Source organism: Myxococcus llanfairpwllgwyngyllgogerychwyrndrobwllllantysiliogogogochensis (genome assembly GCF_006636215.1).
GTDB classification, from domain to species: domain Bacteria; phylum Myxococcota; class Myxococcia; order Myxococcales; family Myxococcaceae; genus Myxococcus; species Myxococcus llanfairpwllgwyngyllgogerychwyrndrobwllllantysiliogogogochensis.
On record NZ_VIFM01000381.1, the window covers coordinates 1 to 8,594 of the forward strand.

At 66.9% G+C, this 8,594-nt stretch carries 5 protein-coding genes and 1 pseudogene; all 6 read right to left on the reverse strand.

Translation table 11 applies throughout. The features are described 5' to 3' along the window. Positions 1-299 (reverse strand): annotated as a pseudogene (locus FJV41_RS46020) (hypothetical protein); the annotation flags it as partial. Between the two features lie 71 nt (positions 300-370). Further along, positions 371-889 (reverse strand): DUF507 family protein, encoded by a 519-nt coding sequence (locus FJV41_RS46025; RefSeq protein ID WP_141648986.1) that lies wholly within the window; start codon positions 887-889, stop codon positions 371-373. A gap of 134 nt (positions 890-1,023) precedes the next feature. Further along, complete coding sequence (gene uvrC / locus FJV41_RS46030; RefSeq protein WP_141648987.1) at positions 1,024-2,964, reverse strand: excinuclease ABC subunit UvrC; 1,941 nt, start codon at positions 2,962-2,964, stop codon at positions 1,024-1,026. Between the two features lie 12 nt (positions 2,965-2,976). Further along, on the reverse strand, positions 2,977-5,070 hold the full coding sequence (gene uvrB / locus FJV41_RS46035) for an excinuclease ABC subunit UvrB (protein WP_141648988.1): 2,094 nt from the start codon (positions 5,068-5,070) through the stop codon (positions 2,977-2,979). 84 nt (positions 5,071-5,154) lie between these two features. Continuing rightward, complete coding sequence (locus FJV41_RS46040) at positions 5,155-6,852, reverse strand: M28 family peptidase (RefSeq protein WP_174461896.1); 1,698 nt, start codon at positions 6,850-6,852, stop codon at positions 5,155-5,157. Positions 6,853-6,896: 44 nt separating this feature from the next. After that, the gene (cysS, locus tag FJV41_RS46045; protein ID WP_141648989.1) at positions 6,897-8,375 is read right to left on the reverse strand and encodes a cysteine--tRNA ligase; all 1,479 of its coding nucleotides are present in this window, start codon (positions 8,373-8,375) and stop codon (positions 6,897-6,899) included. Between the last annotated feature and the right edge of the window lie 219 nt (positions 8,376-8,594).

The following is an 8,594-nucleotide window of genomic DNA, read 5'->3' on the forward strand; positions in this document are numbered from 1 at the left end:
GGCGGGAAACCGGCCTGGGACAGCTCCACCCGGTAGTCGGTGGCCCCCAGGCGGAAAGACGCGGAGAAGCTCGCCTTGTCGCCGTACGTGGCCTCGGGGGCGTCGACCCGGTCCTCGACGGTGAGGTCCGCGCTCCCTCGGCCGGTTTCGGCCAGGTCGGTGAAGGGCAGCGGTCCTTGGATGAAGAAACCGTCCGGCTGCTCGGTCCGCGCGCTGGCCTGCCGGCCCTCGAACGTGAACCCGCCTGGCCCCGCGGCCAGCAACCCGGACAAGAGAAACGCGGTGAGAGGTCCCGCCATCGACGCTGCCTCCTTGTAAAACAAGGTAGGCAGCGGAGCGGGGAACGGCAGTCCCCTCTCCCCCAAGAAAACTAGATGAGGCCTCGAGCCCGGCGGATCTGCTCCACCGTCTTGTTGTACTCGATGTCGAAGGCGCTGGTGCCCTCCTGCAGGTGCTTCAGGCGGGAGCGAGCCTCCTTGTCGATTTCATCATCCACGTCCAGGTGCCGCTTCATCACCGCGAAAATCTTCTGACGCAGCGAGTTGTCGGCCGAGTAGACCTCCTCCACGTTCCGGCTGATGAGGAGGAATTCGATCATCTGGTTGATGACGTACTCGATGCCCTCGTCGCCCATCTTGAAGCCGCGGACATCCGCCATCTCGCGCTTCACCTGGTTGAACTTGGAGTAGTCATATCCGCGACGCTCCAACGCCTCGCGCGTCGCCTGGTTCACACGCTCTTCATTCGCGAGGTACTCACGCATGATGGCCGACAGGTCCATCTCGGCGTCCGCCACGCGCATCGGCTCCACCTCGATGTCCCCATCCTGCATGAGCTGCTGAATCGCCTCTCGCGAGATGATCGGGATCACCTTCGGATACAGCCTCATGTCGGTCCCTCGCCCTCTTTGGACGGCTCGAATCGTCAACCGCTATAAATCAGCGCCGAGCCCAGTCGCAATTAAAAACCCCAGGAACGTCGCGGTTCCAGCGCACTTCCCCCGCAGTCCGAAGTGGAAATTAATCACGCGGCACCGGGTGGCGACCCTCCCTGCGATTTTTCGTTCGCCGGTTCGACGGCATCGTCGAGGGATGCTTCCCGGACAGGGTCTTCCTCCTCTTCGTCGGGGTGTCCGTGAAGCCCCGCATGGACACGCTCAGCGACGGCGGGGCCCACCACGTCGGCCAGCTCCTCGATGCTCGCCTCGCCCACGCGCTTGAGTGAACCGAAGTGCCGCAAGAGCGTCTTGCGCCGCACCTCCCCCACTCCCGGGATGTCCTCCAGCGCCGAACGCACCCGACTCTTGCGCATCACCTGCTTCTGGAAGGTGATGGCGAAGCGGTGCGCCTCGTCCCTCATGCGCGTCAGCATGAACATCTCCGCCGAGTTCTGAGCCAGGACGATGGGGTCCTTTCGCCCCACGACGAACACCCGCTCGGGGCTGCGAGCGCTCTCCGCATCCCGGTCGAAGACCTCCAAGTCGCGGCTCTTGGCCAGGCCCACCACGTCGACGGAGTCCACGCCCAGGTCCTTCATGGCCGCGTGCGCGCTCGCCAGCTGCCCCTTGCCGCCGTCGATGACGAGCAGGTCCGGCAGGTCGCCGTCCTCCAGCCCTCGCTTGAGGCGCCGCGTCACGACCTCGTACATGCTCGCGAAGTCGTCCTGCTTCTCCACCGTCTTGATCTTGTACTTCCGGTACCGGGACTTGTCCGCGTCGCCATCCGTGACGGCCACCTGCGAGGCGACGATGGCGGAGCTCTGGAAGTGCGAGATGTCGAAGCACTCCATGCGGCGCGGAAAGTTCTTGAGGTTCAGCCGCTGTTGGAGGCGTGAGAGGACCTGGTCCGTCTCGTCCTTGGTGCGGCGGCGCTCCACGAAGGCCTGTTCGGCGTTCTTCACCGCCATCTGCACCAGTTCGTGCTTCTCCCCCCGCTTGGGGACCAGCACGCGCACGCGCTCGCCCTTCCGCTCGGAGAGCAGGCCTTCGAGTCCGTCGGTGCCGTCCTCGGGGTCCAGCGGAAGCAGCACCTCCTCCGGCACGAAGCTGCCCTGGTCGTAGTAGAGGTTCACGAACGAGGCGAGCAGCTCCTCGTTGGGGAACTCCTGGTTGCCGAAGGGGAACGCCTGGCCGCCGTTGAGCCGGCCCTGCCGCACCCAGAGGACGTAGAACATGATGCGGTCGCCTTCGCGGAACAGCGCGAAGACGTCCTGGTCCTTGAAGTCCGTGGTGGCGATCTTCTGGCGCTCCAGGCTGCGCTCAATCGCCAGGAGCTGGTCTCTGACCCGCGCGGCCTCCTCGAACTTCAGCTCCTGGGCGGAGCGCTTCATGCGCAGGCGGAGACCCTCCACCAGTTCGCTGGCCTTGCCCTCCAGGAACATCACCACTTCGTCCACGCTGCGGTGGTAGTCGTCCTCGGGCACCGGGTGGACGCAGGGCGCCGGGCAGCGGCCGATCTGGAACAGCAGACAGGGCCGCTTGCGGTTGGCCAGCACGTGGTCCGTGCAGGTGCGCAGGCGGAAGTAGCGGTTGATGATGCGCAGCGTTTCGCGGATGGCGCCCGCGCTGGAGTACGGGCCGAAGTAGCGCGCGCCGTCGCGCTCGTACTTGCGGACGACTTCCAGGCGCGGGTACGCGTGGGTGCGGTCCAGGCGCAGGGAGATGAACTGCTTGTCGTCCTTGAGCAGGACGTTGAAGCGCGGCCGGTGCTTCTTGATGAGCTCGTTCTCGAGGAGCAGCGCCTCCTTCTCGTTGTGGACGAGCACCGTCTCGAGGTCGCCGAGCAGCTCATCCAGCAGCGACACGAAGACGCGCGTGTCCCCGGTGCGCGTGAAGTACGAGCGCACGCGGCTGCGCAGGTTGATGGCCTTGCCCACGTAGATGATCTGCCCCCGGCGGTCCTTCATCAGGTACACGCCGGGCTCGGTGGGAAGGGCGTCGAGCTTCTCCTGGAGCTTCACGTCCATGGCAGACGCCTCCTAACGGCGCCCTCGCGCCCGGCCGCCCTTGCCCCGTCCACGCTTCGGGGCTTCGTCCGGCGCCTTCGTGGGCCCCTTCAGCAGGAAGCGCGAGGCGGGCTTGAGCCCCAGGTCCATGTCCTTGAGCAACTGGACCTTGTCCCGGTACTCGGCGGCCTTCTCGAACTCCATCGACTCGGCGGCGCGCTGCATCTCCTCGGTGAACTCCTTCACCAGCCGCCGGATCTCCTTCGCTTCGAGCAAGTCGTCCTCACCCTCGGCCGCCATGGGCAACGTGCCGCCGCCCTCCGCGTCGTAGGCGTGGTCGGAGAAGTTGAGGATGTTGCTCTTGATGGAGCGAGGGGTGATGCCGTGAGCCTTGTTGTGCTGCCGCTGGATTTCGCGGCGGCGAGTCGTCTCCTCCAGCGCCTTCTTCATCGAGTCGGTGATGGAGTCCGCGTACATGATGACGCGGCCATTCAGGTTGCGCGCGGCGCGGCCGATGGTCTGGATGAGCGACACGTGGCTGCGCAGGAAGCCCTCCTTGTCCGCGTCGAGGATGGCGACCAGGGACACCTCGGGGATGTCCAGGCCCTCGCGAAGGAGGTTGATGCCCACCAGCACGTCGAACTCGCCCTTGCGCAGGTCCCTGATGATGGCCATGCGCTCAATCGCGTCGATGTCCGAGTGCAGGTAGCGCACGCGCACGCCCACGTCCGCGTAGTACTCGGTGAGGTCCTCCGCCATGCGCTTGGTGAGCGTCGTCACCAGGACACGCTCGCCGCGCGTGACACGCAGGCGGACCTCCTCGAGCAGGTCATCCACCTGGTTGCCAACAGGGCGCGTTTCGACCTCCGGGTCCGTCAGGCCGGTGGGGCGGATGATCTGCTCCACCACCACGCCCTGGGACTTCTGCAGCTCGTACTCGGAAGGCGTCGCCGAGACGAAGACGGCCTGGGGCACCAGCTCCTCGAACTCACCGAACTTCAGCGGGCGGTTGTCCAGCGCGCTGGGCATGCGGAAGCCGAAGGTGACCAGCGTCTCCTTGCGCGCGCGGTCTCCCCGGTACATCGCGCCAATCTGCGGCACCGTCTGGTGGCTCTCGTCGATGAGGACCAGCAGGTTGCGCGGGAAGTAGTCGATGAGGCACGGGGGCGGCTCGCCCGTGGCGCGGCCCGAGAAGTGCCGCGAGTAGTTCTCGATGCCGTTGCAGTAGCCGACCTGTTCAATCATCTCCAGGTCGAACATCGTGCGCTGCTCCAGCCGCTGCGCCTCCAGCAGCTTGCCCTCGCGCTTGAACGTCTGGAGCTGCTCGGACAGCTCGTCGCGGATGGTCTGCAGCGCGCGCGTGCGCACGTCCTCGCCCGCGACGTAGTGGCTGGCGGGGAAGATGACGATCTTGTCCAGCGTGCCCAACGTGACGCCGCGCAGCGGGTCGAACTCGGTGATTCGCTCCACCTCGTCGCCGAAGAAGCTGATGCGCACCGCGCGCTCCTCCTCGTAGGCGGGAAACACCTCCACGGTGTCGCCGCGCGTGCGGAAGGTGCCCCGGTGGAAGTCCATGTCGTTGCGGTCGTACTGGCCCTCCACCAGGCGGCGCATGAACGTGTCGCGCCCCATCTCCCCGCCCACGTCCACGCGCACCGCCAGGTCCACGTAGCTCCGGGCCGCGCCCAGGCCGTAGATGCAGGACACGCTGGCGACAATCACCACGTCGTCGCGCGTGCGCAGCGAGTGGGTGGCCGAGTGGCGCATCCGCTCGATGTTGTCGTTGATGGACGAGTCCTTCTCGATGAAGGTGTCCGACGACGGGACGTAGGCCTCGGGCTGGTAGTAGTCGTAGTACGAGACGAAGTACTCGACGGCGTTGTTCGGGAAGAGGCTCTTGAACTCACCGTAGAGCTGGGCGGCCAGCGTCTTGTTGTGGGCGATGACCAGGGTGGGCCGCTGCACCTTGGCGATGATGTTCGCCATGGTGAACGTCTTGCCGGACCCCGTGACGCCCAGGAGCGTCTGGTAGCGGTCGCCCCGAAGCACGCCCTCCGTGAGCTCGCCAATGGCCCTCGGCTGGTCCCCCTCGGGCTGGTGGTCGCTGACGATCTGGAACTCAGGCATATCCGCGAGGTTTAACACCCTCGCGGGGCGAAACACTGGACATTTGTACCCGCCCGTCGAGCGGCGGACGGAGCGCTTCCAGCCCTACTTCGATGCCCCCTCGGAGGGCGGCGTCCGGGGGGCCTTGAGTGCCTCCAGCGCCTCCAGGCGAGCGGCCTCGAACTCGTCCCCCTTGTTCCAGCGCGGCAGCTCCGGAGCGCGGGCGACATGGGCCCCCAGCAGGAAGAAAAGGCGTGCGTCCTCCACCGCGCCCGTCATGTCCCACTCCGGGCGCAGCTCGTCGGACGGCTGGTGGTAATGCTTCGCCTCCCAGGCCTCGCGCTGCTGGCGGCCCCATCCTTCCGGGCGACCGATGAAGTCCATGCCGCTGCCGAAGTAGGCGGCGGGGATGCCGCGCCGCGCAAAGTTGAACTGGTCCGAGCGGTAGAAGAAGCCCCGGTCCGAAAGCTGGTCCGCCTTCACCACGCGGTTCTGCGTCTTCGCCAGCGCGGTGATGACGCCATCCAGGTTGGACTTGCCCAGGCCAATGACGGTGATGTCGCGCGTGCGGCCATGGATGTTGGCGCCGTCGATGTTGACGTTGGCGGCGATGCGGCCGGCCGGCACGGGCGGATGCTCGGACAGGTACTGCGAGCCCAACAGCCCCTGCTCCTCGGCCGCCACGGCGGCGAAGAGGATGGAGCGGCGCGGCGCCTGCGGCATCGCACGGTACGCCCGCGCCACCGCCAGCATCGCGGACACGCCCGCCGCGTTGTCGAGCGCGCCGTTGTAGATGGTGTCCTCACCCGGCTTGCCACCCTCCTTCTTGCCCAGGTGGTCATGGTGCGCGCTGTAGAGCACCACCTCGCCTGACAGCTTCGCGTCGCTGCCGGGCAGCATCGCCAGCACGTTGGCCGTGGGGCGACGACGGACGTCGTTCGCGAAGCGCGTGGACACCGTCACCCCCAGCGGCACCGGCTGGAAGTCGCGCGACTGCGCGGCGGCACGGAGCGTCTCCAGTTCCCGCCCCGCGAGCTGCAACACCCGGCGCGTGGCGTCCTCGGTGGCCCAGGCCTTCACTTGAAGACGGGGGCCCGACGTCGCGGGCAGCTCGAACTGCTCGCCCGTCCACGACGACTGCACCACCTGCCACGGGTAACCCGCGCTGGCCGTGGTGTGGAGGATGATGGCGCCCGCCGCGCCCACCTTCGCCGCCTGCTCGTACTTGTAATCCCAGCGGCCGTACCAGAGGCGCGTGCGCCCCCCGAAGAGCCGGGGATCATCCTCCGGGTCGCTGTTGAGGATGAGCAGCGTCTTGCCGCGCAGGTCCATCCCCTTGAAGTCGTCCCACGCGTACTCGGGCGCCTGGATGCCGTAGCCCACGAAGACGAGCTCGGACGCGTCCAGCTTCGCCTCGGGCACCTGCACGCCCGACACCGCGATGAAGTCCTCGTGGAACTTCAGCTCCGCGGCGCCCAGCGGCGCGCGGATGGACATCGTCTCCGGATGGCCGGTGACACCCACCAGGTCGAACGGTTGGAAGAACGTGCCGTCGGTGCCCGCGGGCTTCAGCCCCAGGGCCTCCAGCTGCGCCGCGATGTACGCCTGCCCCAGCGCGTCGCCCCGGGTGCCAGGGCCTCGACCCTCGAGCAGGTCACTCGCGAGGAAGCGCACGTGCGCGCGCAACACATCCGGGTCGATGCTGCTCGCGGCGGCCTTCTCCGCGGGAGTGCTCAAGGGCACTCGCTGGGCGAGCGCGGGAACGGACGTCAGGGCCAGGAACAGTGACAGCACATGCTTCATGGTGCCCCGAGCCCTAACACGAAGGCCCGGGGCACCGCAGCCCTTCAGCCCTGCGCGGTCGCCACCTTCCACGAGGTGCCGCCAGCCGTATCCATGATTTCCACGCCCTTCTCCTTCAGCGCGGCCCGCACCCGGTCCGCCGCGGCGAAGTCCTTCGCGGCCCGAGCGGTCGTCCGCTCACCGAGCAGCCGCTCGACCTCCGCCACGTCGATGCCGCGCTCGCGCACCGCGCGCTCACGACGGCGCAGGAGCCACGCGCTCGGGTCGTCTTCAAACAGGCCGAGCACGCCGGACACCTTGCGCACGTCCTCACGCAACGCCAGGAGCGTCCGCCCCACCATCGGCTTGTCCTTCACCGGCGGCTTGTCGGTCAGCTCGTTCATCAGGCCGAAGAGGCCGGACAGCGCGCCCAGGCCTCCCGCGCTGTTGAAGTCGTCGTCCATGGAGGACTCGAACTCCGCGAGGAAGCGGTGCGGCTCGCCGTGGAGCGCTCCCGTGCCGAAGTCCTTGCCCGCGAGGCGCTCATCCACCTTGCGCAGCGTCTCGTAGAAGTACTCCATGCGCGCCTCCGAGTCGGCCAGGGCCTTGTCGGAGAAGCTGAGCGGATGGCGGTAGTGCGTGGAGAGGAAGAAGAAGCGCAGGGCCTCCGCGTCCACCTTCTCCAGTGCGTCGCGCAGGCGCACCACGTTGCCCAGCGACTTGGACATCTTCGCGCCTTCGAGGTCCAGGAAGCCGCAGTGCATCCAGTACTTCGCGAACTGCTGCCCGTTGGCGGACTCGCTCTGCGCGATTTCGTTCTCGTGGTGGGGGAAGATGAGGTCCAACGCCCCGCCGTGGATGTCGAACGTCTCGCCGAGGTACTTCGCGCTCATCGCGGAGCACTCGATGTGCCAGCCAGGACGGCCGGGCCCCCAGGGGCTCTCCCACGCGGGCTCTCCTGGCTTGGCACCCTTCCACAGCGCGAAGTCGAGCGGCTCGCGCTTCTGATCTCCCGGCTGCACGCGCTCGCCAACGCACAGCTCGTCCAGGTGCCGCTTGGACAGCTTCGCGTAGTCCTTGTCGGCGCTCACCGAGAAGTACACGTCACCCTGGGACGCGTAGGCGAAGCCCTTGTCCACCAGCTTCTGGATGATGGCGATGATTTCGGGAAGGTGGTCGCTCACCTTCGGCTCCACGTCCGGGTCCTGCATGTGGAGCGCGCGGACGTCCTCGTGGAAGATGTCCACGAAGCGCGAGGCCAACGCCACGGGGGCCTCGCCCGTCTCGTGCGCGGCCTTGATGATCTTGTCGTCCACGTCCGTGAAGTTCCGGACGTAGCGAACCTTCAGGCCCCGGTACCGGAGATAGCGGACCACCACGTCGAAGGACGTGAAGGTGCGAGCATTCCCGATATGAATGTAACTGTAGACGGTAGGACCACAGACATAGACCCCGACGCAGCCCGGGACAGCGGGCTCCAGCAGCTCCTTCTGCATGGTCATCGTATTGAAGAGCCGGATGGGTGGGGGAGTCACTTGCGCCATTCCTCCTGAGGGGTCCGTCTTTGTGCGTGTGGCCGCCACTCTAGATTCGCGGTCCCTGAACAGGCCAGCATTCACGAGGTCCTCGGTGCCGGGATGACCCCGGAATCCACCGGACGTGGACAACTTCGGACGACCCGGGCCTGAGAACCTTCCAGCCGGTCCTCAATCAGCGAGAATGGTGTTCATGGCTCCACCGAATCCCTGTCTCGTAGACACACC

Bases quoted from the DNA above. Each gene is read 5' to 3' on its own strand.
- uvrB (WP_141648988.1), bottom strand. From the start codon at position 5,070: ATGCCTGAGTTCCAGATCGTCAGCGACCACCAGCCCGAGGGGGACCAG.
- FJV41_RS46025 (WP_141648986.1), bottom strand. From the start codon at position 889: ATGAGGCTGTATCCGAAGGTGATCCCGATCATCTCGCGAGAGGCGATT.
- uvrC (WP_141648987.1), bottom strand. From the start codon at position 2,964: ATGGACGTGAAGCTCCAGGAGAAGCTCGACGCCCTTCCCACCGAGCCC.
- cysS (WP_141648989.1), bottom strand. From the start codon at position 8,375: ATGGCGCAAGTGACTCCCCCACCCATCCGGCTCTTCAATACGATGACC.
- FJV41_RS46040 (WP_174461896.1), bottom strand. From the start codon at position 6,852: ATGAAGCATGTGCTGTCACTGTTCCTGGCCCTGACGTCCGTTCCCGCG.